19 protein-coding genes are annotated in these 26,760 nt (G+C 68.6%); 11 read left to right on the top strand and 8 right to left on the bottom strand.

Annotation, left to right across the window (positions count from 1 at the left end; genetic code table 11):
* Positions 1–2: 2 nt before the first annotated feature.
* From tssH to tssA, 8 genes are all read right to left on the bottom strand, one after another.
* Entirely contained in the window at positions 3–2,660 is a 2,658-nt protein-coding gene (gene tssH / locus ACSMEV_RS02455) for a type VI secretion system ATPase TssH (protein ID WP_459207109.1), read from the bottom strand.
* Positions 2,653–3,729 (bottom strand): type VI secretion system baseplate subunit TssG, encoded by a 1,077-nt coding sequence (tssG, locus tag ACSMEV_RS02450; RefSeq protein ID WP_459208281.1) that lies wholly within the window; start codon positions 3,727–3,729, stop codon positions 2,653–2,655. Before tssG ends, tssH begins: the two co-directional genes overlap by 8 nt.
* A complete protein-coding gene (gene tssF, locus ACSMEV_RS02445) occupies positions 3,693–5,555 on the bottom strand; it encodes a type VI secretion system baseplate subunit TssF (protein WP_459207108.1) in 1,863 nt (620 codons plus the stop codon). The genes tssG and tssF overlap by 37 nt, the downstream gene beginning before the upstream one ends.
* A complete protein-coding gene (gene tssE / locus ACSMEV_RS02440) occupies positions 5,552–6,067 on the bottom strand; it encodes a type VI secretion system baseplate subunit TssE (RefSeq protein WP_459207107.1) in 516 nt (171 codons plus the stop codon). Before tssE ends, tssF begins: the two co-directional genes overlap by 4 nt.
* Before the next feature lie 108 nt (positions 6,068–6,175).
* On the bottom strand, positions 6,176–6,664 hold the full coding sequence (locus ACSMEV_RS02435; RefSeq protein WP_296266619.1) for an Hcp family type VI secretion system effector: 489 nt from the start codon (positions 6,662–6,664) through the stop codon (positions 6,176–6,178).
* A gap of 72 nt (positions 6,665–6,736) precedes the next feature.
* Positions 6,737–8,230 (bottom strand): type VI secretion system contractile sheath large subunit, encoded by a 1,494-nt coding sequence (gene tssC / locus ACSMEV_RS02430; RefSeq protein ID WP_296266616.1) that lies wholly within the window; start codon positions 8,228–8,230, stop codon positions 6,737–6,739.
* A gap of 11 nt (positions 8,231–8,241) precedes the next feature.
* A complete protein-coding gene (gene tssB / locus ACSMEV_RS02425) occupies positions 8,242–8,757 on the bottom strand; it encodes a type VI secretion system contractile sheath small subunit (RefSeq protein WP_296266614.1) in 516 nt (171 codons plus the stop codon).
* A 71-nt stretch (positions 8,758–8,828) separates the two neighbouring features.
* On the bottom strand, positions 8,829–9,863 hold the full coding sequence (gene tssA / locus ACSMEV_RS02420) for a type VI secretion system protein TssA (protein WP_459207106.1): 1,035 nt from the start codon (positions 9,861–9,863) through the stop codon (positions 8,829–8,831).
* 382 nt (positions 9,864–10,245) lie between these two features.
* On the opposite strand from tssA, the gene tagH reads away from it, so the two are divergent.
* From tagH to ACSMEV_RS02365, 11 genes are read left to right on the top strand one after another with little or no spacing between them, the layout of a single operon-like run.
* Positions 10,246–11,772, top strand: a complete 1,527-nt coding sequence (gene tagH / locus ACSMEV_RS02415; protein ID WP_459207105.1) for a type VI secretion system-associated FHA domain protein TagH — start codon at positions 10,246–10,248, stop codon at positions 11,770–11,772.
* A 48-nt stretch (positions 11,773–11,820) separates the two neighbouring features.
* On the top strand, positions 11,821–12,312 hold the full coding sequence (gene tssJ / locus ACSMEV_RS02410) for a type VI secretion system lipoprotein TssJ (RefSeq protein ID WP_459208280.1): 492 nt from the start codon (positions 11,821–11,823) through the stop codon (positions 12,310–12,312).
* Positions 12,313–12,327: 15 nt separating this feature from the next.
* Positions 12,328–13,662 (top strand): type VI secretion system baseplate subunit TssK, encoded by a 1,335-nt coding sequence (tssK, locus tag ACSMEV_RS02405; protein ID WP_459207104.1) that lies wholly within the window; start codon positions 12,328–12,330, stop codon positions 13,660–13,662.
* 6 nt (positions 13,663–13,668) lie between these two features.
* Entirely contained in the window at positions 13,669–14,970 is a 1,302-nt protein-coding gene (locus ACSMEV_RS02400) for a DotU family type VI secretion system protein (protein ID WP_459207103.1), read from the top strand.
* A complete protein-coding gene (gene tssM / locus ACSMEV_RS02395; RefSeq protein WP_459207102.1) occupies positions 14,967–18,473 on the top strand; it encodes a type VI secretion system membrane subunit TssM in 3,507 nt (1,168 codons plus the stop codon). Before ACSMEV_RS02400 ends, tssM begins: the two co-directional genes overlap by 4 nt.
* A complete protein-coding gene (gene tagF / locus ACSMEV_RS02390; protein ID WP_459207101.1) occupies positions 18,470–19,129 on the top strand; it encodes a type VI secretion system-associated protein TagF in 660 nt (219 codons plus the stop codon). The genes tssM and tagF overlap by 4 nt, the downstream gene beginning before the upstream one ends.
* Positions 19,126–19,854, top strand: coding sequence for a PP2C family protein-serine/threonine phosphatase (locus tag ACSMEV_RS02385; RefSeq protein ID WP_459207100.1), 729 nt, complete (start codon positions 19,126–19,128; stop codon positions 19,852–19,854). Before tagF ends, ACSMEV_RS02385 begins: the two co-directional genes overlap by 4 nt.
* Positions 19,851–23,009, top strand: a complete 3,159-nt coding sequence (locus ACSMEV_RS02380; protein WP_459207099.1) for a serine/threonine-protein kinase — start codon at positions 19,851–19,853, stop codon at positions 23,007–23,009. Before ACSMEV_RS02385 ends, ACSMEV_RS02380 begins: the two co-directional genes overlap by 4 nt.
* Positions 23,006–23,722 carry an ABC transporter ATP-binding protein gene (locus tag ACSMEV_RS02375; RefSeq protein ID WP_459207098.1) on the top strand — a complete coding sequence of 239 codons (717 nt, stop codon included), beginning with the start codon at positions 23,006–23,008 and terminating at the stop codon, positions 23,720–23,722. Before ACSMEV_RS02380 ends, ACSMEV_RS02375 begins: the two co-directional genes overlap by 4 nt.
* The gene (locus tag ACSMEV_RS02370; RefSeq protein ID WP_459207097.1) at positions 23,719–24,924 is read left to right on the top strand and encodes an FtsX-like permease family protein; all 1,206 of its coding nucleotides are present in this window, start codon (positions 23,719–23,721) and stop codon (positions 24,922–24,924) included. Before ACSMEV_RS02375 ends, ACSMEV_RS02370 begins: the two co-directional genes overlap by 4 nt.
* Positions 24,917–26,719, top strand: coding sequence for a formylglycine-generating enzyme family protein (locus ACSMEV_RS02365; protein WP_459207096.1), 1,803 nt, complete (start codon positions 24,917–24,919; stop codon positions 26,717–26,719). The genes ACSMEV_RS02370 and ACSMEV_RS02365 overlap by 8 nt, the downstream gene beginning before the upstream one ends.
* Positions 26,720–26,760 lie beyond the last annotated feature (41 nt).

Raw genomic sequence — 26,760 nt, 5'->3', positions numbered from 1 at the left:
AATCATGGCGCACCGAAATCGTAATGCAGCGCGTTGTCGCGGCAGCCGATGTGCACGCTGCCCAGCGGCTGGCCATCGAGCAGGCGCGTGAGGAATTCGCGGCTCATGTCCGGCAGCAGGCCGTTGGTGAGGATGGCGTCGATCATCCGGCCGCCGCTCTCGGTTTCGGTGCAGCGCGAGACGATCAGATCGACCACGGCCTCGTCGTAGCCGAGCGCCACCTTGTGCGTGTGCTCGACCCGTGCGCGGATGCGTTCGAGCTGCAGGCGGGTGATGGCCTTGAGCATGGCGTCGCTGAGCGGGTAGTAGGGGATGGTCACCAGGCGGCCGAGCAAGGCGGGCGGGAAGATCTCCAGCAAGGGGCCACGCAGCTGACTTGCCACGCTGTCGGGGTCGGGCAGGGCGGCCGGGTCCTTGCACAGCCGGGCGAGCAGGTCGGTGCCGGCATTGGTGGTGAGCAGAATCAGCGTGTTGCGGAAATCGATCTGGCGGCCCTCGCCGTCTTCCATCACACCTTTGTCGAACACCTGGAAGAACAGCTCGTGCACATCGGGATGGGCCTTCTCCACCTCGTCGAGCAACACCACGCTGTAGGGGCGCCGACGTACCGCTTCGGTCAGCACCCCACCCTGGCCGTAACCCACGTAGCCGGGTGGCGCGCCCTTGAGGGTGGAGACGGTGTGCGGTTCCTGGAATTCGCTCATGTTGATGGTGATCAGGTTCTGCTCGCCGCCGTACAGCGCTTCGGCCAGGGCCAGGGCGGTTTCGGTCTTGCCCACGCCGGAGGTGCCGGCGAGCATGAACACGCCGATGGGCTTGTTGGGGTTGTCGAGCCCGGCGCGCGAAGTCTGGATGCGTTTGGCGATCATCTGCAGGGCATGGTCCTGGCCGATGATGCGCTGGGCCAGGTGGCGATCGAGGTTGAGCACGGTCTCGATCTCGTTGCGCGCCATGCGCCCCACCGGAATGCCGGTCCAGTCGGCCACCACCGAGGCCACGGCCTGGTAGTCGACGATGGGCAGGATCAACGGCGTTTCGCCTTGTAGCGCGCTCAGGCGCCGTTGCAGGTCGGTCAGGGTGTCGCGCAAGGCGTCGTCGGCCTGCTCGACCTCGCCGCAGCGTTCGCGCAATTGGGCGCGGGTGGCGAGCAGTTGCTCGACCAGGGCTTTCTCGTCGGCCCAGCGCTGTTCCAGCTGCTGCAGACGCGTTCGCTCATCGGCCAAGGCCTGCTCGGTGTGCGCCTGGCGCTGGCCGATGGCGACGCCGATGCTGTGTTCGCGGGCGATGATCTGCAACTCCACCTGCAAGGCTTCGATGCGCCGGCGGCTGTCGTCGACCTCGGCCGGCACGGCATGCAGGCTGATGGCCACGCGGGCGCAGGCGGTGTCTAGCAGGCTCACCGACTTGTCGGGCAACTGGCGCGCCGGAATGTAGCGATGCGAAAGCTTGACCGCCGCCTCCAGCGCCTCGTCGAGGATCTGCACCTGGTGATGCCGTTCCATGGTCGAGGCCACGCCGCGCATCATCAGCAAGGCCTTGGCTTCGCTCGGCTCGGCCACTTGCACCACCTGGAAACGGCGGGTCAGGGCCGGGTCCTTCTCGATGTGCTGCTTGTACTCGGCCCAGGTGGTGGCGGCCACCGTGCGCAGGCTGCCGCGCGCCAGGGCCGGCTTGAGCAGGTTGGCGGCGTCGCCCGTGCCGGCTGCGCCGCCGGCGCCGACCAGGGTGTGGGCTTCGTCGATGAACAGGATGATCGGCTTGGGCGAAGCCTGCACATCCTCGATCACCTGGCGCAGGCGCTGTTCGAACTCGCCCTTCATGCTGGCCCCGGCCTGCAACAGGCCGACGTCCAGGCTGCGCAGCTCGACGTCCTTGAGCGCCGGTGGCACGTCGCCGGCGACGATGCGCAGGGCGAAGCCTTCCACCACGGCGGTCTTGCCCACACCGGCCTCGCCGGTGAGGATCGGATTGTTCTGCCGGCGGCGCATGAGGATGTCGACCAGCTGGCGGATCTCCTCGTCGCGCCCGACGATGGGGTCGAGCTTGCCGCTGCGCGCCTGCTCGGTCAGATCGACCGTGTAGCGCTGCAAGGCTTCCTGCTTGCCCAGCGCGGCCGGCGCCACGGCGCCGCTGGCTTCGCCCGGCGCACCGGCGCTGAAGCCGTCGCTGGCGGTCAGGTGGTTTTCCGGCGAGTCGCCCACGTATTCGGCGAAACGCTCGCTCAGGGCCTCGACCTTGAGCTTGGCGAACTCGCCGGAAAGGCCCAGCAGGGCATTGCGCAGGCTGGGCGTCTTCAGCACGCCGAGCAGCAGGTAGCCGCTGCGCACCTGGCTTTCGCCGAACATCAGGCTGCCGTACACCCAGCCGCGCTCGACCGCTTCTTCGACCTGCGAAGACAGGTCGGTGATCGAGGTAGAACCGCGCGGCAGGCGGTCCAGGGCGGCGGTGAGGTCGGCGGCCAGGCGCGCAGGCTCCAGGTCGAACTGGCGGATCAGCCGGTGCAGGTCGCTGTCTTGCAATTGCAGTAGCTGGTGCAGCCAATGCACCAGCTCCACATAGGGGTTGCCACGCAGCTTGCAGAACACCGTGGCGGCCTCGATGGCCTTGTAGGCGAGCGGGTTGAGTTTGCCGAACAGCGCGGCGCGACTGATTTCACCCATGGTGTGGACTCCTTGTGTCGGGGGCGGGCAGCGTGGCGTAGTGGTGGGCGAGCTTGAGGTCGCTGGCGTCGCGGCGGACCTCGCCGAGCCAGGTGTCGAAACCCAGGCGCCGACCGCTGCCTAATCGCAGCGCCGGCACCTGTTCGCGTTGCAGGGTCAGTTCGACGTCCCAGTCCAGTTCCTGGCCGACGTACTCGGCGACCCAGGCCACCAGCTCGACGAAGGCCTGGCCGCCGGGCAGCAGCGCGTGATACTGGGCCAGGGTCAGCGGCCCCAGGCACAGGCGGAACTTGTGCTGACGGTCCCACACGTGGCGGCCCAGGCACAGATCGGTACCCAGGCGGCTGGCGCGCACGCCGAGCTGGCTGCGTTCGGGCAGCGCCAGCCACTGACCGACGTATTCTTCCAGGCTCACCGGCACGCCGAAGTAGTTCGACAGGATGCCGCACAGGCCGTCGGGGTAGCGCGTCTGCGCGGCCAGGTGCCCGGAATAGTGCAGCTTGGCGGTGTCCGGCAGTGGGCCCTGGCCTTGCAGCGCAGGTTGGCCGCGACCGCTCAGGGCGGCCAGGCGTGTGGCCCAATAGTCGTCTTCGGGGCGGTCGTGGCTGACGGTCGGCCGGGCTTCGGCCCAGGCGCGGTAGAACAGGCTCAGCAGGCGGTGATGGAACACATCCATGAAGGCCTTGCTGGTGGAGTCTGCATGGTTGCGCTGGCGTTCGCGGGCGTATTCGGTGAGGTGCAGCGGCAGCGGGCCGTTGGGGCCGCCGAGGCCGAAGAAGAACTGTTCCAGGCGCGCCGGCACGTGTTCGCCGGCCGGCGTCACTGCCGCCAGGGTAGCCGGGGCGAAGGCGCAGTCCAGGCGCTGCCCGAGGCGCACCGGCTCGTCGGCCAGGCGCCGCGAATGACCGAAGCGCGGCAGGTGGCGGTGCTCGTTCTCCAGGCGTCGCAGGGCCTGGAAGAAATCGTACTGCCAGGGCTCGGCCTGCATGGCCTCCAGCGTGGCCGCCGCGTCGGCACGTTCGGTTTGGCCGCTCACAGGGTGGGCCTGCGGCCGGGCTTGGCCGCCCAGCGCATGATCTCGCCGCGCTCGGTGGTGCGCAGTACGGTTTCGGTGAAGCTGTTGATCGACACGTAGCGGGTCAGGAAACGCTCGAACACCGCACCGAGCAGGAACACGCCGGTGCCGCGGAAGGCGTTCTCGTCGAAGGTCAGGGTGATTTCCAGGCCCCGGCCGAAGACGATCGGCCCGGGCATCGGCAGGCGCCGCGTGCAGGGCGTGCAGCTCACCTCGCGCAGGCCTTCGATCTGCAATTGCAGCGCGCTGTCCTGGCTGTCGCCGTACAGGCGCAGCAGTTCGCGCAGCGCCGCCGCACCCTGGCCCTGCTCGGTCAGCGACAGGTAGTTGAGCGACAGCTGGCTGATCAGGCGCCAGGCGCGGTTGTCGTGGGCATGGCTGGCACGCGGCCGGCTGGGCCCGGCCAGGCAGCGGACGGCGCTGACCGGCGCACTGTCGGCCAGGCTGAAGTCGCTGCGCGCATCGCCCACGGCCATGAACAGCGGCAGGTCGCGGTTGCTGCACAGCGCGCTCAGGCCCAGTTGCCGCAGGTCGTGCCGGTAGGGCGCCTGCTGGCCATCGACCAGGCTGATGAAGGTTTCGCTGCCCACGTAGCTGGAGCGCGTGCCGTTGCGCCGCTGCTCGCTCGACAGCACCCGCGGCTCGCGGCGCACCACGTAATAGGCTTGGTCACGGCCGTAGCGCGACGGGTCGCGCACGGCGTAGAAGGGCAGGAACGGTTGCTGCGGGCCGGTGCCGTGGCCAGTGACCTCCTGCAGGGAATGGATCTCGAAGTCCACCGGGCGGGTACGGTCGGCGACCACGTGGTGCTCGTTGACCTTGTCGCTCAAATGGATGCGGTCCAGGCGCCGCGGGAACAGGTTGATCGCCGGGGTGCAGAAGGGTACGAACTGCTGGCTGCCGACGCCGCTTTCCAGGCTGGCGTCGAAGCGCTCGAACAGCACCAGCACTTCCAGCTCATGGCCGTCGCAGCGCTGCACGGCGGCGCCCAGGCCGGCGAAATCGACGAACAGGAAGCGCTGCGGTAGGGCGAAGTATTCCTGCAACAACCGATAACCCTGGAACGCCTGCGGCACCACCGGCAGCGCCGCTTCGCGGTCGTCGAAGCCGCACGGGCGCAGGGCCTGCCGTGGGTCGAGGCGCTCCACCCACTCGGCGCCCGGCTGGCGTACGAACACCGCACAGGCGTTGCCCAGCAGTTGCTCGTAGAGGCGGTAGGGGGTCTCGTCGTTGCCGTGCAGGTACAGCGGCAGATGCGTGAGCGGCAGGCTGGCGAACGGCATTTCGGCGCCGCTGCGCAGGGTCAGGCGCAGGCCGGCGCGGGCCGTGGGCGCGCTGCTGGCCAGGCGGCCGAGCACCGCGCCCGGGTTGCCGAAGTACTGCGCGCGGGCCACTTCCAGCGGCCACAGGGTGACGTCCTGGGTGCTGCGGAATTCGCACGGGGTCTGTGAGTCGCGGCCGAGGTTGGCGCGCAGGGTGCTGCCGCGCGGCAACGCGAAGCCTTCGCCGAGCGAGCCTTCGTTGGGGTCGGTCTGCAACTGCACCACGGTCATCGACGGGGTCGGGGCCAGGTAGTGCGGGTAGGCGATTTCCAGCAGGTTGTGGGTGAAGGTCGGGTACTCGGCGTCGAGCTTGAGCTGCACCCGCGCGGTGAGGTAGGCGAAGCCTTCGAGCAACCGCTCCACATAAGGGTCGGCGCAGTCGATGCCCGACAGGGTCAGGCGCCCGGCGATCTTGGGGTATTCCTTGGCGAACTCCGCCGCGCCCTCGCGGATGTGCTGCAACTCCTGGTTGTACAGCTCCAGCAGACGTGGATTCATGCGCGCCTCCTGCGCAGCAGCGGCGCCACCCGAACCTGCCCCGACTCCAGGTCGAGGTCGGTTTGCAGCAGCAAAGGCAAGGCAGCGGGTTGCGCCCACAAGTCGCCTTCGATTTCGAAGCTCAGGGCGTTGGCGTTCATCTCGCCGGGCGCGGCCTGGGCGCGCACGCGCAGGGTATGGGCGAGGATGCGCGGTTCGTAGGTGACGATGGCCTGGTGGATGATCTGCTCCAGCAGGCCGATGTCGATGTTCGAGGCACTGTTGCCGGCCAGTGCCGGCAGGCCATAGTTGAGCACCGAGGCGCCTGCGGGTGTGCCGAGGGTGGCGTCGGTGCCGAGCAGAGCGGTGGTGTTGAGCAGCCAGGTCAGGTCGCGCAGCACCGAAGCCTTGAGCTGCTGCAGCGACAGCACGCGCTTGTCGGGGGCTTCCTGCGAGTTGCCGGGGTCGTCGTCGGTCAGACGGTCGAGCAGCGAGGGTTGCAGGCGGTCGCGCGCGGCGAGGTCGGTGAGCACGGAGGAGATCCTTTGGCGGGGCGACGGTATGCGTGGGGCCCTTCGCGGGTGGATCGGTTCGCCGGCCGCCCGCGCCTACGCAGGCAGGGCGAGCGGCGAACCGCAAGGTCAGATCTTCACGTTCTGGCGCACGTTCCAGCCGTACTTGATTGCGCCACCGTCTTTGCTGCCATCGGCTTTTTGCGGCTGGTAGTCGACCGTGACCTTGGCGAAGTTCAGGCTGATGTTCTCGGTCAGGCGATCGTCGCCGCCCGAGCCACCGGTGCTCAGCGAGCTGATCAACACTTCTTCCAGGTTGATGATCAGGTACTCGACCTGGCTTTCGCCGCCCGCCTTGCGCACGGTCAGCTTGACCTTGTCGATGTGCTTGCCGCTGGAGCAGTGCGCCATCAGGTTGGGGCTGGACTTGTCGACGTACTTGGTCAGCGACAGGTCTTGGATGTTCACCTTGCCGGCACCGCCGCCGCCGCCCAGGTGCATGTTGCCGGACTGGGCCATGCCCCAGTGCCAGTTCAGCACGTCGATCTCGTCCTTGTGGGTCTTGTCCATGGACTCGCCCTTGATGTCACCGATCTTGATGAAAATGTCTACTGCCATGATGTCTCCAGCGTTTCGTCTCGGGGTGCATTAGGCCGGCACGGGGTCGTCCGCGCCGGCCGGGGGGATGCCTCAGGCGCCCTTGGCCGAAGGCAGCTTCGATACCAGGCGCAGCGACACGGTCAGCCCTTCGAGCTGGTAGTGCGGGCGCAGGTAGAAGCGCGAGTTGTAGTAACCGGGGTTGTTCTCGACTTCCTCGACCACGACCTCGGCGGCGGCCAACGGGTGCTGGGCCTTGGTGGTTTCGGTGGAGTGCGCCGGATCGCCATCGACGTAGTTGAGGATCCAGTCCTGCAACCAGCGCTGCATTTCGTCCTTTTCCTTGAACGAGCCGACCTTGTCGCGAACGATGCACTTGAGGTAGTGGGCGAAGCGGCAGGTGGCGAACAGGTACGGCAGGCGCGCCGCCAGGTTGGCGTTGGCGGTGGCGTCGGCATCGTCGTATTCGGCGGGCTTTTGCAGCGACTGCGCACCGATGAACGCGGCGAAGTCGGTGTTTTTCTTGTGCAGCAGCGGCATGAAGCCGTTCTTCGCCAGCTCCGCCTCGCGGCGGTCGGAAATGGCGATCTCGGTCGGGCACTTCATGTCCACGCCACCGTCGTCGGTGGGGAAGGTGTGCGCCGGCAGACCCTGCACTTCGCCACCCGATTCCACGCCGCGGATGCGCGAGCACCAGCCGTAGTGCTTGAACGAACGGTTGATGTTCACGGCCATGGCGTAGGCGGCGTTGGCCCAGGTGTACTTGCTGCTGTCGGCGCCGTCGGTGTCTTCCTCGAAGTCGAAGGCCTCCACCGGATCGGTCTTGGCGCCGTAGGGCAGACGCGCGAGGAAACGCGGCATGGTCAGGCCGATGTAGCGGGCGTCTTCCGATTCGCGCAGCGAACGCCAGCCAGCGTATTCGGGCGTGGTGAAGATCTTGCTGAGGTCGCGCGGGTTGGACAGCTCCTGCCACGACCCCATGCCCAGCACGGTTGGTGCGGCGGCCGAGATGAACGGCGCATGCATCGAGGCGCAGACCTTGGCCATCTCGCCGAGCAGTTCGACGTCAGGCGGCGACTGGTCGAAGTAGTAGTCGCCCACCAGGCAGCCATAGGGCTCGCCGCCGAACTGGCCGTACTCTTCCTCGTAGAGCTTCTTGAACACCGGGCTCTGGTCCCAGGCGGTGCCCTTGAATTTCTTCAGGGTGCGGTGCAGGTCTTTCTTCGACACGTTGAGCACGCGGATCTTCAGCTGCTCGTCGCTCTCGGTGTTGTTGACCAGGTAGTGCAGGCCGCGCCAGGCGCTTTCCAACTGCTGGAAGTCGGGGTGGTGGATGACCTGGTTGACTTGGGCGGTGAGCTTGGCGTCGATGGCGGCGATGATCTGCTCGATCGAACCGATGGCATCGTCCGAAACCAGGTTGGTCTGCGCCAGGGCCTGCTCGGCGAGCGTGCGCACGGCGCTCTCGACGGCTTCCTTGGCGCGTTCGGTCTTGGGCTTGAACTCCTGCAGCAGCAAGGCGGCGAAGTCGCTGGTCTGTTCGGTGCTGGCCGGCTGGGCCTGGTTGTCGCGCTGGGCGTCGTTCATGGCGGGGCTCCTCAGGCCTTGGGCTCGGTGTCAGCGGGCTTGGGCGCGCTGGCCAGGGCCTGCAGCAGGGCAGGGTCCTTGATGGCTTTGAGAATGATGTCTTCGGCGCCGGTCTTGCCGTCCATGTAGGTCAGCAGGTTGGCCAGTTGGGTGCGTGCTTCGAGCAGCTGGTTCAGCGCGTCGACCTTGCGCGCCACGGCAGCGGGGCTGAAGTCGTCCATGCTCTCGAAGGTCAGGTCCAGGCTCAGGTTGCCTTCGCCGGTCAGCGCGTTGGGCACGTTGAAGGCCACCCGCGGCTGCATGGCCTTGAGGCGTGCGTCGAAGTTGTCGACATCGATCTCCAGGAACTTGCGTTCCTCGATCGCCGGCAGCGGCTCGGCCGGCTTGCCGGCGAGGTCAGCCAGCACGCCCATGACGAACGGCAGTTGAACCTTCTTCTCGGCGCCATAAAGTTCGACGTCGTATTCGATCTGCACCCGCGGCGCACGGTTGCGCGCGATGAACTTCTGGGAGCTGTCTTTCGCCACGTTGTTCCTCCTGGTCGCCTTCGAGGCGGTGTGGTGTGGGTGCGGGCGTTACGCAATGGGATGGGCTGGGATTAGTCGGGCTCGGGGCCGCGAAGGTTCTCGAACTGCGACAGGCCATCGGGGATCAGGTCGCGCACGATGGTGGCGAAATCGGCATCCACCAGGTTCTGCGCGCGGCGCAACAGCACCGGCAGCGGGCTCGAGGGTTCGTGGCGGGCGTAGTACTGCAGCAACTTGTCGAGGCTGGCGCGCACGTCCTGGCGGCTGTTGATCTCGCCGGCACGGGCTGCGGTGCGGGCAGCTACCGCGCCGGCTGGGGCATCGGCGCCAGGCGCGTCGGCCGCTTGGGCGTCGGCCGGAGAGTTGTCGGGGCCGGTCGCGTCGAGGTTGGCGTAGTCGAGCAGCACCTGGCGGCCTTGGCGCAGCAACTGGCTGAGCGGGGTGAGGTCGACGCCGCTGGCCGAACCGACCTGCTCGTTGACCCCTCGCGCGATGGCTTCGCAGGCGTTCAGGGCCGTGTCCAGTGCATCGTGGGTCTGCGCCAGCAGGGCCGGGTCGGTGTCGCGCAGGGCAGCGCTCAGCTCTTCGACGCTCAGGGGCGCTTGCGCCCCGGCCTGGAAACCGGCGGCCTGCACGGCACCACGCAAGCTGACCTGGCCGAAGGTGCGCGAACGGGCCAGCACGGCGTCGCGCAGCAGGCTCAGGGTGTTGTCGCTGGTCAGGCCGGCCAACGCGTTGATGCGCACGGTGGGGTCGTTGCCGTCGTCGGCGTCGAGCTGCGGGTGCAGGTGCAGCCAATAGTCGGCGAGCAGCGCGCGGATCAGTTCCAGGCTGGCGGCCAGGCCCGGTACGCCATGCAGGGCCAGACGCGCTTGGGTCAGGAAGTGGGTGATGCGCAGGTCTTTGCTGCGTTCGAGCAGCGCCTGGCAGGCCTGCTCGATCTGACGCCAGTCGGGCGGTTCGGCAGGTTGCACGGCATCGCCCATGACGCGTTCAGGGCGGCCTTGCGCATCCCGTTCGAGCTGAAGGAATTGTGCGTCGTATTCGAGGTCTGTTCCGCACGGGAAGTCATCGGAAACAGGCGCCAAGAGCTGCGAGTTATTCACCGAAGAACGCCGTCCTTGTCAGTTCGTGATGAAGGTTTATTGAAACGCCAGGCTGTTTTGTGAGCGAACGCACAAGCCTGTTAATTAAAAACTGGTTGATATCACCGTGATATCACTGAGCGATTACGAAGTTGCGCATTTATGGTTTATTTCGTAAATGCTGTCAAGGTAAGCTAGCGCGGCCCGACGCCGCGTTAAAAGCTCGGAAATACTTGTAACAGGCATCAAAGAACACGCTGGAGAATCACTTTCGAGACCCGTACGAAACGGCATAAGTTGTCGTTTTGTAAAATGTTCAATGTCTTGATCGAGTATTCGTGCGGCTCCGAGGCCAAGGCGCAAGCGGGCGCGGGCGACGATCGAACCATACGCAGGAGGCGCGATGGCACTTTGCCTTACCATCACCAGTTACCACAAGATAACCCCGGGGCAAGCCTCGGAGTTTACGGTGGGTGAGGGTGCGATCACCATCGGCAGAAATGCAGAGAACGATTGGGTTTTGCCCGACCCGGAGCGTTTAGTGTCCTCGCGGCATTGCACCATTCAATACCGCGACGGGCGTTACTACTTGACCGACGACAGCACCAACGGCAGCGAGCTGGTAAACGCCGGCGTCAAATTGCGACGCGGAAACAGCGAGCCGTTGCAGCACGGTGAAGTTATTCGTATCGGTGATTACGAGATACAGGCCAGAATCGATTCAGCCCCGGCCAGGGCGCTGCCCGGGCAGGCCGAGCCGGCGAGTTTCGAGGCACTCATGGCCAACCAGGTCAGTGCGGCTGCGACGCCCACCGCCGCGTTCGCGGCAGGCGCCCGCAGCCACCAGACCTTGCCTGACCTGTTCGATTTCCTCGGTCCCTCCAGCGTGCCTGCGCCCAGCCAGCCCGATCACGTGCCGGCCCAGCAGCACGATTTCCGGCCACCCACGCCGATTCCTGCACCTGCACCTGCACCTATCGCCGAGCCGCCGGCCCCTGTCGCCGCTGCGCCCGGCCCGCTTGGTTTGATTCCGGCAGACTGGGATGCGCTGGCACCTGCCGCTGCGCCCGTCATACCCGCAACCGCGCTCGATGTTGCACCAGCGCCCGAACCCGACATCGCGCCGCCTGACGTCGCCACGCCGCTCGCATCGGCCGTCGCTGCCCCCGAGCCGTGGACGGCACCTATGCCACAGCCGCCGTCCTTCTCTGAAGCGCCGCCCGAGCCAGCGCCGGTCGATGTATCGATTCCACAGCCCGAGCCAGCGCCAGTCGCCGTGTCGCATCCGCATCCGCATCCGCAGCCGGCTTCCGCACCGGCCGCGCCGGCCACCGCCCATCCTGACGACCTGCTCACCGCCTTCCTGCGCGGCGCAGGCATCGAGCACCTGCGCATCGACGCCGCCCAGGCCCAGGCGCAGATGGAGGCGCTGGGCCGCAGCTACCGGCTGATGGTCGAAGGCCTGATCGACGTGCTGCGCGCGCGCAGCAGCCTGAAAGGCGAGTTCCGCCTGCAACAGACCAGCATCGCCCCGGTGCAGAACAACCCGCTGAAGTTCGCCCCCAACGCCGACGAGGCGCTGCTGTTGCTGTTGCGGCACGGCAATGCTGCGTTCATGGCCCCGGACCAGGCGGTGCGCGACAGTTTCGACGACCTGCGCGCCCACCAACTCGCGGTCATGGCCGGCATGCAGGCAGCCATCGAGCACCTGCTGGCGCGCTTCGAGCCAGGCCAGCTGGAAGCACGCCTGGCCCCGGCCTCGGGCCTGGCCAAGGTGTTCGGTGGCTCGCGCCAGGCCCACTGCTGGCAGCAGTTCACCGCGCTGTACGGGCAGATGTCCCGTGAAGCCGAAGACGATTTCCACGATTTGTTCGGCCGCGAATTCAGTCGCGCCTACGAAGCCCATGCCACTCGCCCGGCGCGCGATTGAACGAGCCCACCGATCAGGATGATCCCCCACCCCGTGACCGCCACCAAGATGCACCTCACCCGCTGGGCCGCCATTGCGGCCCTGTCGCTGCTCGCCGCGTGCAGCAAGGACGCCCCGCCCGCCGAGGTGGCGGCGCCCGCCGCGCCTGAGATGAGCCTGTACTTCAGCGCCGCCGCCGGGCTCAATCCCGGCGCTGGCGGCGAAGCGGCCCCGGTGCGCGTGCGCCTGTTCGAGCTGAAGAACGCCGCCGCCTTCGAGCGCGCCGACTATTTCGCCCTGGCCGAACGCGCTCAGGCCACCCTGGGCGCCGACCTCATCGACCAGGACGAAGTGCTGCTGCGTCCCGGCCAGCAACTGCACCTGCACCGCCCGCTGGACCCGGCCACGCGCCAGGTCGGGCTGGTGGTGGGCTACCGGGAGATCGACCGCGCCCAATGGCGCAGCGTCTTGCCCGTGCCGCCTCGCGACTATCAGATCAGCCTCGATGTGCGCGCCGTGCGCAGTGCCGAAGCCGCCCCCCAACCTGCGCCTGCCCGTTAGGCCATCGGAGCTCTCATGTCCTGGAACAATCGTGTCGTCTGGTCGGAAGGCATGTTCGTCACCACCCAGCATTTCCAGCAGCAGGACCGCTACCTGGAGAACCTCGTCGATGCCCGCAGCCGGCCTTTGCAGGCAGCGGCCTGGGGCTTTTCCGAGCTGCTCGTCGACCAGGGGCTGCTGAGCCAGGGCAAGCTGGCCATCCTCAGCGCCCGCGGCCTGCTGCCCGACGGCACGCCTTTCGACATCCCCCGCGACGACCTGCCGCCGCCGCCCCTGGAGATTCCCGAAGACCTGCGCGACGGCGTGGTGTACCTGGGCCTGGCGCTCAAGCGCGCCGGCGCGCGCGACACCGTCGAAGCCGGCGAGCCGATGGAAGGTGCGCGTTATGTCAGCCGCGTCAGCGAAGTGCGCGACGACAACGCACCGTTCGAAAACCGCGCCGCCCTAGCCCTGGGCAGCCGCGCCCTGCGGCTGCTGCGCGAGGAAGACGGCCTGAGCGACCACGCCGCGCTCGGCGTGGTGCGCATCCGCGAACGCCGCGCCGACCGTGCCCTGGTGCTCGACGAGCGCTACATCCCGCCGTTGCTCGACGTGGCCGCTAACGCCCAGTTGTCAGGCTTTCGCAGCGAGCTGCTGGGCTTGCTGCACCAGCGCGGCGAGGCCCTGGCCGGCCGCGTGGTGGCCTCGGCCAACGGCGGCGCCTCGGAAATCGCCGACTTCATGCTGCTGCAGCTGGTCAACCGCGCCCAGCCACTGCTCGAGCACCTCAACCAGTTGAGCCCGGTGCACCCGGAGCGGCTGTACAGCGAACTGCTGGCGCTGGCCGGCGAGTTCGCCACCTTCACCCGCGATGCGCGGCGCCCGGACAGCTTCCCGATGTATCAGCACGACGACCTGCTGGCCACCTTCACACCGGTCATGGCTGCGCTACGCGAAGCCCTGTCGATGCTGATCGACAGCAAGGCCGTGGCCATCCCCATCGTCGAGAAGGCCTACGGTATCCACGTAGCGATGCTGGCCGACCGCAGCCTGCTCGACAGCGCCAGCTTCATCCTCGTGGTGCGCGCCGACGTGCCCAGCGAGACCCTGCGCAGTCGCTTCGGCCAGCAGAGCAAGATCGGTGCGGTGGAAAGCATCCGCGACCTGGTCAACCTGCAGCTGCCTGGCATCGGCCTGCTGCCGCTGCCGGTGGCGCCGCGGCAGATTCCGTTCCACGCCGGCTCCACCTACTTCGAACTCGACCGTGGCAGCGAGCATTGGCAGATGCTGCAGAACAGCGGCGGCTTCGCCTTCTACGTGGCAGGCGATTTCCCTGGTTTGAGCCTGGCCTTCTGGGCCATCCGAGGATAAGCACCGATGCAGCCCGACGAGCCGAGCGGCAACGACCGCACCCAGTTCATGCCGCGCCCCGGTGGCCGTGCGCCGCAACCGGCCAGTGCCGCGCCGGCCGCGCCCTTGAGCATGCCCGGCGAGCCCCTGGCGCCCGGCCAGGGCCAGGGCCTCAACCCGCTGGAGCAGGCAGCCGGCCCGCTGCTGAGCCTGCTCACGCGGTTGCGCAACACCCTGGCCCATCCGGCCCCGGCCAGCCTGCGCGCGCAGTTGCTGGCCTACCTGCGGGAGTTCGAAGCCCGCGCCGAAGCGGCCGGGGTGCCGCGCAACGAAGTGCTGCTGGCGCGCTATGCACTGTGCACCGCGCTCGACGAGGCAGTGCTGAGCACGCCTTGGGGCAGCAGCAGCGACTGGGGCAAGCAGAGCCTGCTGATCACTGTGCACAACGAAGCCTGGGGCGGCGAAAAGGTGTTCCAGTTGCTCGAACACTGCCTGCAAAGCCCGCGCGAACGGCTCAACCTGCTCGAATTGCTCTACCTGTGCACCAGCCTCGGCTTCGAAGGCCGTTACCGGGTCATGCCCGGTGGCCGCGCCCAGCTCGACGCCCTGCGCGAGCGCACCGCAGCGGCGATCCGCGGTGCCCGCGGCGAGGCCGAGCGCGAGCTGTCGCCGCATTGGCGCGGCGTGGTGGCCAAACGCGACCGGCTGGCGCAGTTCGTGCCGGCCTGGGTCGCACTGGCCATCGCCCTGGCCGTGCTGCTGCTGGCACTGCTCGGTCTACGCCTGATGCTGGCCTCCGACGCGGAGCCGGTGTTCCGCGGCATCCACGCCTTGGGCGAGATCCCGGTTCAGGCCATGGACCGCCCGGTGACCCAGCCCAAGCCGATCGAACGGCCGCGCCTGGCGGGCTTCCTGGCCGAGGACATCAAGGCCGGACGGGTGGCCGTGGAAGACGCGGTCGACCGCTCGGTGGTGACCATCCGTGGCGACGAACTCTTCGCCAGCGCCAGCGCCAGCATCAAAAGCGACTACCAGGCCTTGCTGACACGCATCGCCGCTGCGGTGGATAAGGTCAAAGGCGACGTGCGCATCACCGGGCACAGCGACAACCAGCCGATCGCCACACTGCGCTTCCCATCCAACTGGGCACTGTCCCAGGCCCGCGCCGAAGAGGTGCGGGCCATGCTCGCCGCGCGTACCGGGCAGCCCGAACGCTTCACCGCGAAGGGTTTGAGCGACACCGAACCTTTGGCCTCCAACGCTACCGCGCAAGGGCGGGCGAAGAACCGCCGGGTCGAAATCACTGTTCTGGCGGAGGGTGTGGAGTGAAGGCGTTGCTTGGATTCGTGGTGCGTTGGATCGTGCCTCTGCTGGGCTTGGTGGCGCTGAGCCTGATCATCTGGTTCGTCGGCCCGCTGTTCGATGTGCTGGCCAGCCCTGCAGCGCGCTGGACGCTGATCGGCCTGCTGTTCGCCGTCTGGCTGGCCTGGCGCGCCTACACCATCGTCAAGGCCCGGCGACAGGCGGCCAAGGTATTGCAGAGCCTGGCCGCCGAGACCCCGCCGGACCCTGCCAGCGTGGCCACCGCCCAAGAGCTGAGCAGCCTGCGCCAGCGCATGGACGAGGCCCTGGCGCTGCTGAAGAAAGCACGCCTGGGCGGCGACGAGCGGCGCAACCTGTACGAGCTGCCGTGGTACGTGATCATCGGCCCACCTGGCTCGGGCAAGACCACCGCGTTGGTCAATTCCGGGCTGCATTTTCCCCTAGCTGCGCAACTGGGCGAAGGCGCCATTCGCGGCGTGGGCGGCACCCGCAACTGCGACTGGTGGTTCACCGACCAGGCCGTACTGCTCGACACCGCCGGGCGCTACACCACCCAGGACAGCCATGCCCAAGTCGACAAGGCGGCCTGGCTGGGCTTTCTCGACCTGCTGCGCCAACAGCGCTCGCGCCGGCCCATCGACGGCGCGTTCATCGCCATCAGCCTCTCCGACTTGCTGTTGGCCAGCGAAGCCGAACGCGCCGCCCATGCCGCGGCGATCCGCGCCCGCATCCAAGAGCTTTACGAACGGCTGGGCGTGCGCTTCCCCATCTACCTGATGCTGACCAAGCTCGATCTGGTGCCCGGCTTCATGGAGTTCTTCGACAACTTGGGCAAGGAAGAGCGCGCCCAGGTCTGGGGCATGACCTTTGCCCTCGACGACGACGGGCAGGGCGAAGGCCCGTTGGGGCGGTTCGCCGGCGAGTTCGCATTGCTCGAACAACGCCTCAACCAGCGCCTGGTCGAGCGCTTGCAGCACGAGCGCGACCCCAGCCGACGTGATCTGGTGTACGGCTTCGCCCAGCAGTTCGCGGCTTTGCGCGGCAGCCTGGAAAGCTTCCTCGACGGCGTGTTCAAACCCAACGCCTTCGAAACCCGCGCGCTGCTGCGCGGTGTGTACTTCACCAGCGGCACCCAGGAAGGCAGCCCCATCGACCGGCTGATCGGCAGCATGGCGCAGAGCATGGGCCTGGACCGCGCGCAACTGGCGCGCCAGAGCGGCAGCGGACGCAGCTATTTCATCCAGCGCCTGTTCAGCGACGTCGCCTTCGCCGAGCGCGGCCTTGCCGGCAGCAACCCCAAAGTCGAGCGCAGACGGCGTTGGCTGACCCGTGGCGCGCTGGCCCTGAGCGTGCTGCTGGTGTTGGTGGTCGGCACTTTGTGGGCCTTGAGCTACCGCGCCAACCAGGCCTACATCGCCCAGGTCGAACAGCGCCTGCAACCCGTGGGGCAGAGCGTGCAAGCCTTGAGCCCGGCGCAGCGCAGCGTGCTCGACGTGTTGCCGCTGCTCAACGCCGTGCGCCACCTGGCCGACGATCCGCCGGCCTGGGCCGAGGGGCTGGGCCTGTACCAGGGCGACATGCTCGAAAGCGAGTCGGCCAGTGTCTACCGCAAGCTGCTGATCGCGGTGTTCGCGCCGCGTCTGGTGACGCGTATCGAAGAGCAGCTGTACGGCGCGCAGTCGTCCGACTACCTCTACGAAGGCCTCAAGGCCTACCTGATGCTCGCCGACGGCGACCACTACGACGCCGACTTCATCAAGGCCTGGGTGCTGCTGGACTGGGAGCGCGCCTTGCCGCGCGATCTGGCCCCCGAGCAACGCCAGGACCTGCAACGGCACCTCGACGCGCTGTTCGAGCGGCGTCCGCCCAATGCCCGGCTCGACCAGCACCTGATCGACGACGTGCGCCGGCAGTTGCAGCAACTGCCGGTGGCCCAGCGCGTATACGACCGGGTCAAGCGCCAGCCGTTGCCGCCTGGGGTGAGCGATGTGCGCCTGAGCGAAGCGGCCGGGCGCGATGCTGCTCTGGTGCTGCGGCACAAGAGCGGCAAGCCTCTGGGCGAGCCGCTGCCGGGGCTGTTCACGGTCAAGGGCTACCGCCAGGCGTTTCTCGCCGCCAGCCTGGCGCAGAGCGCCACCCTGGCCGAAGAGCGCTGGGTGCTGGGCCGCGAGATCAACGACGCCGGCGATGCCAAGCGCCTGGCCGACGACGTGCGCCAACTGTACTTCCAGGACTACATCCGCCAGTGGGACGCCCTGCTGGCCGACCTCGACGTGGTGCCGGTGACCAGCGTCGGGCAGGCCGCCGACGTGCTGCGCGTGCTCTCCGGCCCGGCCTCGCCGCTGAAGAAGCTGTTGCAGACGGTGGCCGTGGAAACCAACCTGCAACAGCCTGACACCCTCGACAAAGCCAAGGCCAAGGTCGAGGAAGCTGGGGTCGATCAGTTGCGCCAGCGCCTGGGCGGTCTGCTCGGCGATGCACCGGCTGCCGATGCGCCGGCTCGGGTGGCGCCACGCGACCCGGTCACCGAACACTTCGCGCCGCTGGCGGCACTGGTCGAGGGCGGCGAAGGCGGGGCGGTGCCCATCGACGGCCTGCTCACCGACCTCAACGCCTTGTACGTGCAGGTCAGCGCCATGGTCGGCGCCAGCGGCGACGCGCTGCTGGGCGAGGCCAAGAACCAGGCCCAGGCCGCGGCGCAGCGCGTCTCGCTGGGCGCGGCGCGGCAGCCGCAAGTGGTCCAGGACATGGTCGGCTCGGTGGTCGGCTCGACCAACGCGGTGGTCATGGGCGGCGTGCGCAACCAGCTCAACGCGGCCTGGAAGAGCGAGGTGGTCAACGTCTACCGGCAGTCGCTGGGCGGCCGTTATCCGCTGGCGCCCGGCAGCAGCCAGGACGCCACCCTGGAGGACTTCGGCCTGTTCTTCGGGGTTGGCGGGGTGATGGACAACTACTTCCGCAAGTACCTGCAACCCTATGTCAACACCAGCACCTCGCCGTGGAGCTGGCAGCCGGGTGCGGCGCAGAAGCTGGGCATCAACGCCAACGTGCTGGGCACCTTCCAGCGTGCGGCGAACATCCGCGACGCGTTCTTCCGCAACACCGGCAGCACCCAGCCGCTGGTGCGCTTCGAACTCAAGCCGGTGGCCATGGATGCGTCCATCACCCAATTCCTGCTCGACCTCGACGGCCAGCAGGTCAGCTACGACCATGGCCCCAGCCGGCCGGTCGCGGTGCAGTGGCCGAACAACAACGGTATCGGCGTGGTGCGCCTGTCGATCACGCCGCCGGCGGCCAGCGGCCGCTCGGGCAAGACCTTGGAAGGGCCATGGGCCTGGTTCCGCTTGCTGGAGCAGTCCGACCTGGTCGGCGCCGGCTCCCCTGAGCGCTTCAACCTGCGCTTGCGGGTCGACGGCCTGAGCGTGTCCTACGAGCTGCGTGCGAGCAGCGCCTTCAACCCGTTCCGCGCTCGCGTGCTGAACGGCTTCAGCCTGCCGGAGCGTTTGTGAGCGAAGTCGGTTTCTACGGCAAGCTGGCCTGCCGCGGCGATTTCGTCAGCCGCGGCCTGGGTGCGAGCTTCATCGAACCCTGGGACCAGTGGTTGGCCGCTGGGCTACAGACCTGCCGCCGCCAGTTGGGCGAAGCCTGGCTGGAGGCCTACTTGGTCAGCCCCTTGTGGCGTTTCGCCCTGGCGCCTGGCGTGTGTGGGCCGCAGGCGATGGTGGGCGTGGTGATGCCGAGCATCGACCGAGTAGGGCGCTACTTTCCCCTGACCGTGGCGCAGTCGCTGGCGCCGCAGGCCTCGTTGGCCGCCGTGGTCGGAGGCCACGACGACTGGTTCGAGCGGGCCGAGGCCCTGTTGCTCGCCAGCCTCGAAGCCGACGCGGGCTTCGAAGCCTTCCTCGCGGCGGTGGATGCCCTGGGCGGGTTCGACGTGCCGGCGCGCATCGCCGCGCAGACGGTACCGGGCGGCCTCGAACGGCTGCCGGCCGAGCGGCCGCAGGCGCGCACCCTGGCCCTGGCCGACGCCGCCTGCGTCGGCATGAGCCTGTGGTGGGGGCAAGGCTCGGCGCGCATCGCGCCGGGGTTGATGCGTTGCGCGGGGTTGCCGCGCAGCGAAGATTTCGCCGGGTTCATCCTGGGTAAAGAGGCAGCGTGCACATGACCGCTTTGCAGTACACCGCGGCCAGCTACAGCCACACCGGCATGGTCCGCCAGATCAACGAAGACGCCTGCCTGGAGCTGACCGCCGAGGGCCTGTGGGCGGTGGCCGACGGCATGGGCGGACACGCGGCGGGCGACTACGTCAGCAGCCTGACCGTCGACAGCCTGCGCCACCTGCCCGCCGGGCACGACCTGCCCGCGCGCGCGCAGGCGCTGCGCGACAGCCTGGCCCAGGTCAACCGTGCGGTACGCGCCGAAACCCTGCGCCGCGGCGTGCGCATGATGGGCAGCACCGTGGTGGTGCTGAGCGTCCAGGGCGATCAGGGTGTGGCCCTGTGGGCCGGCGACAGCCGCCTGTACCGCCTGCGCGATGGCCGTTTGCAGCGCCTGACCCACGACCACAGCTACGTGCAGGAATTGCAGGACAGCGGCCTGCTGAGCGAGGCCGAGGCCCGCGAGCACCCGCGCGGCAACATCATCACCCGCGCCATCGGCGTGCAGGAGCGGTTGGAGTTGCAGAGCGTGGAACTGCACATCGAGCGCGACGACACCTATCTGCTGTGCAGCGACGGCCTGACCCGCACCGCCGCAGACGACGAGATCGCCGGCGTGCTCGGCCACCCCGACCCTTACCAGGTGGTGCGCAGCCTGGTGCACCTGGGCCTGACGCGCGGCGCGCCCGACAACATCACCGCCATCGTGATCAAGGCAGGCACCGGCCGATGACCCCCGCCATGCACATCCCCGGCTTCGACATCGAGGGCGAGATCGGCCAAGGCGCCATGGCCAGCGTGTACCTGGCGACCCAGCGTTCCTTGCAGCGCAAGGTAGCGCTCAAGGTCATGGCGGCGAGCCTTGCCCAGGACCCGACCTTCTGCGAGCGTTTCCTGCGCGAGGGCCGCACCCTGGCGCGCCTGTCCCACCCGCACATCGCCACCATCCACGACATCGGCAACGTCGGCGATTTGTATTACATGGCCATGGAGTTCCTGCCCAACGGCACGCTCAAGGAGCGTCTGGACGCCGGCCTGGCCCCCGAAGAAGGGCTGCTGTACGTGCGCCAGATCGCCCAGGCGCTGGGCTATGCCCACAGCGAAGGGCTGGTGCACCGCGACGTCAAGCCGGCCAACATCCTGTTCCGCGCCGACGGCACGGCAGTGCTGTCGGACTTCGGCATCGCCAAGTCGCTGGACGACCGCACCCAATTCACCCAGGCCGGCTTCGCCGTCGGCACGCCGAGCTACATGAGCCCCGAGCAGGCCCGGGGCCTGGACATCGACGGCCGCGCCGACCTCTATGCGTTGGGGGTGGTGCTCTACGAACTGCTGGCCGGAGAGCTGCCCTATGCCGGCGTGGACGCCTTGTCCACCGCGCTGGCGCACCTGACCGAGCCGCTGCCCGAGCTGCCCGTGCGTCATGGCCGTTACCAACCTATCCTCAGCCGCCTGCTGGCCAAGTCGCCCGACGAACGCTTCAGCGATGCCGCCGCCTTGCTGGCGGCGCTCGACCGTCTGCCGGTGCAGGATGATGGCGCCACGGTGTTCCGCCCGTTGACCGCCCACGAAGCGCTAACGCCATTGACGCCGGAAGGCCTGGCGCCGCAGGTGGCGGCAGCTTCGGCGGGTATGGCCGTGAACCCGGCCCGGGCCGATGCGGCTGCGCCGGTGACGCCCGCATACAGCCTGGACAAGCCGGCCGCGGCCACGCCGTCTGGGCCGGCCGCCAATGCGCCGGCCACGCACAAGTCCGCATCCCTCGCGTCCGAGGTGGGCAAGCCCAGTCCGTCCGGCTGGCACACCCCTCCGCCGCCCGGCGCCGCACCTGCCAGCCCCGCGCCCAAGCCTGCGCGCAAGGCGCTGCTGGGGCTGGCCATCGCCGCCGCGCTGGGCCTGGCCGCCGGCGGCTACTGGCTGCTGCGCGACACGTCCGAACCCGCGCCACGAGCCGACGCCCAGCCCGCCCAGAGCACCGTCGCGCCCTTGGCCGACGCCAATGCCGAAGGCGACCGCCCCTTGCTGATGCCCGGCAAGAAAACCCTGTTCCAGCGCGTGCTGAGCAAGCCCGACGCGCGTCTGGTCAAGGAGCCCGGTGCCAGCGACGGCAGCCGCGTGCCGGCGTTTTCCGTGCTGTACGTCTACCAGCGCAAGACCGTCGACGGCCAGCCCTGGGTGCAGGTGGGCGCGGCCAGCGACGGGCAGCGCGAAGGCTGGATCGCCGCCGACCGGCTGAGCGACTGGAAGCAGAGCCTGGTGCTGACTTTCACCGAGCGCTCCGGGCGCGCGCCATCGATGTTCCTGCGCCAGGCCGACGACGTGCAGCGCCTGCTCGACGCGCCGCAGCAGGCCGAGGCGGTGCTGGCCAAGGCGCAAAGCACGCCCGAGCAAGTGCCCGAGGTCATGGCCTTGGAGCCTGTGGCCAGCGCGGTGGCGGCCAGCCAGTTCTACCTGATGCCGATTTTCGACTTCCGCGAGAGCTTCGACGCCAACGGCCAGCCGGTGCAGTTGCTCAACATCGCCTCGATCGACCCCGGCAGCGCCACCAGCGGCCCGCGCCAAACCGCGCCGGCTGCCACGGCGAACGCTGCCGGCGCCACACCGGCCGGCGACAACGCCTTCCGCACCGGCATCGTCCTGGTGGTCGACACTTCGGTGTCGATGCAGCCCTACATCGACCGGGTCCGCCAGGTGGTCAGCGAGCTGCAAGGGCAACTGGCCGCCCGTGGCGAGCTGGACAACGTCAGCTTCGGCCTGGTGGGCTTTCGCAACAGCGTCGAGCGCACACCGGGCCTGGAATACCTGAGCAAGACCCTGGTAAGCCTTGAGCAGGGCCGCGACCCGGCGCGCTTTCTGCGCGCGGCAAGTGCGGTCAAGGCCACCACGGTGTCCAGCCAGTCCTTCAACGAAGACGCCTTCGCCGGCGTCATGCAGGCCGTCGAGGGCATGGACTGGTCCGGCTATGGCGGGCGCATCGTGCTGCTAGTCAGCGATGCCGGGGCGCTGCGCAAGAGCGACCCGTTCAGCAGCACGCACATGAATGAAGCCGAAGTGCGCCAAGCGGCACTGAGCAAGCAGATCAAGGTCTATGCCCTGCACCTGCGCACCCCGGCCGGCGCCAACAACCATGCCAGCGCGGAAACCCAGTACCGGGTGCTGACCGCCGACGCCAACCCGCAGATCGGCGACCTCTACGTGTCGGTGCCTGGGGGCGACGTGACGCAGTTCGGCGAGCGCGTGCGCGAGATCGGCTCGACCTTCGCCGAACTGGCCCACCAAGTGCGCGAGCGCCAGGCGCAAGCCGCGCCGCGACTGGGTGCCGCGCCAAGCCTGGCGGCCAAGACCCAGGCCATTGGCTATGCCATGCACATGGATTTTCTCGGTCGCCAGCATGCCAGCCAGGCGCCGCAACTGGTCAGCGCCTGGACCGCCGACCGCGACCTGAGCAACCCGGCGCTGCCGGCCCTGCAAGTGTGCGTGATGCTGACCAAGCTGCAACTCAACGACCTGCAGCAGTCGCTCAAGCTGATCGTCGACGCGGCGCGCAAGACGCGCAGCTCGCCCGGCGACTTCTTCAACGAAATCGCCAGCGCCAGCGCCTATATGAGCCGCGACCCCGGCGCCCTGAAAAAAGGCGCCAACCTGGCCGCCAGCGGCGTGTTGGGCGAGTACCTGGAGGGCCTGCCGTACCGTAGCAAGTCGTTGAGCATGACCCAGGAGCTGTGGCTGTCGCTGTCGGTGGCCGAACAGGAAGACTTCATCGACGAGCTCGACTCGAAGATCCGTCTGTACGAAACCTTCCACAACGACCTCGGCAACTGGGTCCGTTTCGGTAACGCGGCACCGGGCGATGCCCTGTACCGTGTACCGCTGTCGACCTTGCCATGATCGCCGTGCGCCAGTTGGGCAAGCGTCGCGGCGACGGCGAGCAGCGCTTCACCTTGCAGGTCGAGCGGTTGCACCTGGGCGCAGGCCAGGCGTTGGCCATTGTCGGCCCCAGTGGCTGCGGCAAGAGCACCTTGCTCGACCTGCTGGCCCTGACCCTTGCGCCCGACACGGCGGCGACCTTCGATTTCGCCCCGGCAGGCGCCGCGTACGACGTGGCGGCGCACTGGCGGCAGGGCCGGCGCGACCGGCTGACGCAACTGCGCAGCCGCCACATCGGCTACGTGCTGCAAGCGGGCGGGCTGCTCGGGTTTCTCGATGTGCGCGGCAACATCGCACTGCCGCGGCGCCTGTCGGGATTGCCTGCCGACGGCGGCGTCGAACGGCTGGCCCAGGACCTGGACATCCACGGGCTGCTGGGGCGCTACCCCGACACGTTATCGGTCGGGCAGCGCCAGCGCGTCGGCTGCGCCCGCGCCTTGGCCCACGGGCCACAGCTGCTGCTGGCCGACGAACCGACCGCGGCGCTGGACCCGGTCAACGCCCAGCGGGTCATGCACCTGCTGCTGCGCCAAGTGCGTGCGCAGGGCATCGCCTGCGTGGTCGCCAGCCACGACGAAGCTTTGATGCGCGAAGCGGGGCTGACGGTGGTGCGCATCGGCTGCGAGCGCGATGCCGACGGTGGCGTCACCGCGCGCCTGGAGCCGGTGCCGTGAGGCGCTTGGGGCTGATCGCCGGCCTGGCCTGGCAGGACTACCGCCGCGAAGCACGTCTGTCGGCTTGTCAGGTGCTGGCCTTGGTGGCGGTGGTCGCGCCGCTGCTGGTGCTGTTCGGGCTCAAGTTCGGGCTGGTCGGCAGCCTCACCGAACGTTTGCAGCGCGAGCCCTCGGTGCGCGAAATCATTCCCTTGGGCGGTGGCCGCTTCGACGCCGAGTTCGTCGCCCGGCTCGCCGAGCGCCGTGAGGTGGCTTTCGCCATCGCGCGTACCCGGCAGATCGCCGCCACCGCCGATTTGCTGGTGCCGGGGGCCAAGCGCGGAGTAACCGCCGAAATGCTGCCCACCGCCAAGGGCGATCCGCTGTTGCAGGGCCTGACCGCGCCCACTGAGCTGCACCAAGTGGTGCTCAGCTTCACCGCCGCGCAAACCCTGGGTGCCCAGGCCGGGACCGCCCTGCGCGCCAGCTTCGGCCGCCAGCGCAATGGCGAGGTGCAGTGGCAGGCGCTGACCTTGCAGGTGCAGGCGGTGCTGCCCCTGAGCGCCTTCGAGCGCGACGCGCTGTTCGCGCCCCTGGCGCTGCTCGAAGCGGTCGAAGACTACCGCGACGGGCGCGCCGTGCCGGCTCTCGGCTGGCCGGGGCAGGACCAGGCCGCCGATGCGCCGCGGGTGTACCCGGCGTTTCGTCTGTATGCGCGCCAGCTCGACGACGTCGAGCCGCTGCGCCAGTGGTTCGCCGCTCGCCAGTTGCTGGTTTCGACCCAGGCCGCGCAGATCGCCCAGGTGCAGTCGCTCAGCCGCAACCTCGACCTGGTGTTCTGGCTGGTGGCCGCCCTGGCCGTGGCCGGTGCCGTGGCGGCAGTGGCGGCCGGCGCGGTGGCGGCGGTGCAGCGCAAGCGCCGTGAGTTGGCGGTGCTGCGCCTGCTGGGGCTGGGCACCGCAGCGCTGCTGCTGTTCGTGGTGGCGCAGGCGCTGTACAGCGGCCTGTTGGCGGCGGGCGTGGCGTCGCTGCTCTACGCCCTGGCCGAGCGCGGCTTGAACCACCTGTTCGTGCAGGCACCGGGCGAATACGCCAGCCGCCTGTTGCCTGTGCATTACGCCATCGCCCTGGCCGCCGTGCTCGGCGCCAGCGCCTGCGCTGCGGTCCTGGGCGGCTGGCGCGTGGCGCGTATAGACCCTTCGCAAGGAATCCGAGATGTCTGAATGCCGTTTGCGGGCCATGGCCCTGCTGTTCACCGCCTTGGGTTTGAGCGCCTGCTCGCCGGGCGACGAGGCCCAGGCGCCGAAGGTCAAGGCTGCGGCCGTCACGCCGTCGGCTTCGACGGCAGCGCCCGGCGCCGCGGCGCCGGCCGTGGATGGTGAAAAGCTCGACAACCCCAAGCCCCTGGCCGACGACATCAGCCTGCCGCTGCCGTGTGGCGGGCAGATGGTGTTCCGTCACGTCTACGTCTTGGCCGAAGGCAGCCTGGACGACCGTGAAGTCAACTTGGGCTACCCGTTCAGCGAAGGCGAGCCTGGCTACAAGCAGTCGTTCATTTCCGGCTACCGGCGCGACTTCATCAACGGCCAGTTCAGCCTCGACGACCTGGCGCCGCAGTGGCGCAAGCGCATCGGCGCCAGCTTGCCGAGCCTGGAGGCCGGCAGCCCGCTCAAGCCGATGATGTACTTCATCGGCAAGTACGAAGTGACTGCCCGCCAGTACGCCCAGGTCATGAGCCAGGCGCAGTCGCTGGCCAGCGGCGCGCCGGCCCCGGTCTGCGAGGCCGACGGCGGCATGGCCGGGCGCTTGCCCAAGGTCGACCTGTCGCGCTTCGAGGCCGAGCGTTTCTCGGCGGTGTACAGCGCTTGGCTGCTCAGGCACCACCGCGACCTGCTGCCGGTCAGCGGGCGCGGGCAGAACGCCGAGGAGGGCGGCATCGGCTTCGTCCGCCTGCCCACCGAAGTGGAGTGGGAGTTCGCCGCCCGCGGCGGTTCGGCGGTCAGCCGCCAGGACCTGGAAGGGCGGCTGTTCCCGCGCAGGCTCGAGGGCAGCGACAGCGACGGGCCGCTGGCCGACTGGGCAGTGTTCAACCAAGTGGCCGGCGGTAGCGGCCAGGCTGCGCGGCTGATGCCGATCGGCACGCGTCAGCCCAACCCGCTGGGGCTGTTCGACGTCATCGGCAACGCCGCCGAAATGGTCCAGGAGTCGTTCCAGCTGGTGCATGCCGGGCGTCGCCAGGGCGCCTACGGCGGTTTCGTGGTCAAGGGCGGCAACTACCTCGAAGGCGAGGGCACGCTGTTCACCGGCATGCGCCGCGAGTACCCGTTGTTCGCCGCCGACGGCAGCGAGCAGCACAACGCCACCACCGGTTTCCGCGTCGCCATCGGCGCGCTGTCGGCGCCGCGCTCGCGTTACCCGGAGCTGTTCGCGCAGTGGCAGAAGGAAGGCCGGCTGGCCAACCTGACCGACGACATCCAGGCCGCCGACGACCCCACCCAGCGCCTGGACAGCATCATCGCCGCCACCACCGACCCGCGCTTGCAGGCCGAGCTGGGCGTAGTCAACGAAGAGCTCAAACGCACCGTGTCGCTGATCGCCCGCCAGCGCGAGGACGCCGCCGGCAACCTGATCCAGTCGGCCGCCCTGGTGGCCGAAACCATCAACAACTACAACATCCGCCTGAGCAACATGCGCAAGAGCCAGGCCGACGCCCGTGCCGCCGGCGACCAGCCCACCGCACGCATGTTCGGCCTGGCCATGAGCAATGGGCAGACGGCACTCAACGGCGCCGTCGCGATCTACATCGACAACCTGGCCAGCGGCACACGCTACACCGATGCCGTGATCCAGGCGCAGTTCCAGCGGGTCAAGGCGGAATTGGCCCGCAACCCGGTACTGGGCAAGAGCCTGACCGCGCGCGCGACGCTGTTCGTCAAGCACGTGGGCGAGTACCGGCAGAACCGTCGCGCGGACCCAGCGACGGTGCTCAAGGAGCTGTTGGCGTCGGCCACGCGCTGACGTGCAGGGACCGTGTCATTGAAAGGAACACCGGTCGGCAT

The organism is Pseudomonas sp. MLB6B (assembly GCF_054508135.1).
Note: the sequence above shows the minus strand (reverse complement) of the source record. Positions and strands in the feature narration are given on the sequence as shown.

What these genes read in the sequence shown, in the direction of transcription:
- tssH (WP_459207109.1), bottom strand. Translation starts at nt 2,660, where the DNA reads ATGGGTGAAATCAGTCGCGCCGCGCTGTTCGGCAAACTCAACCCGCTC.
- tssF (WP_459207108.1), bottom strand. Translation starts at nt 5,555, where the DNA reads ATGAATCCACGTCTGCTGGAGCTGTACAACCAGGAGTTGCAGCACATC.
- ACSMEV_RS02435 (WP_296266619.1), bottom strand. Translation starts at nt 6,664, where the DNA reads ATGGCAGTAGACATTTTCATCAAGATCGGTGACATCAAGGGCGAGTCC.
- tssC (WP_296266616.1), bottom strand. Translation starts at nt 8,230, where the DNA reads ATGAACGACGCCCAGCGCGACAACCAGGCCCAGCCGGCCAGCACCGAA.
- tagH (WP_459207105.1), top strand. Translation starts at nt 10,246, where the DNA reads ATGGCACTTTGCCTTACCATCACCAGTTACCACAAGATAACCCCGGGG.
- tssJ (WP_459208280.1), top strand. Translation starts at nt 11,821, where the DNA reads ATGCACCTCACCCGCTGGGCCGCCATTGCGGCCCTGTCGCTGCTCGCC.
- tssK (WP_459207104.1), top strand. Translation starts at nt 12,328, where the DNA reads ATGTCCTGGAACAATCGTGTCGTCTGGTCGGAAGGCATGTTCGTCACC.
- ACSMEV_RS02400 (WP_459207103.1), top strand. Translation starts at nt 13,669, where the DNA reads ATGCAGCCCGACGAGCCGAGCGGCAACGACCGCACCCAGTTCATGCCG.
- ACSMEV_RS02385 (WP_459207100.1), top strand. Translation starts at nt 19,126, where the DNA reads ATGACCGCTTTGCAGTACACCGCGGCCAGCTACAGCCACACCGGCATG.
- ACSMEV_RS02380 (WP_459207099.1), top strand. Translation starts at nt 19,851, where the DNA reads ATGACCCCCGCCATGCACATCCCCGGCTTCGACATCGAGGGCGAGATC.
- ACSMEV_RS02375 (WP_459207098.1), top strand. Translation starts at nt 23,006, where the DNA reads ATGATCGCCGTGCGCCAGTTGGGCAAGCGTCGCGGCGACGGCGAGCAG.
- ACSMEV_RS02365 (WP_459207096.1), top strand. Translation starts at nt 24,917, where the DNA reads ATGTCTGAATGCCGTTTGCGGGCCATGGCCCTGCTGTTCACCGCCTTG.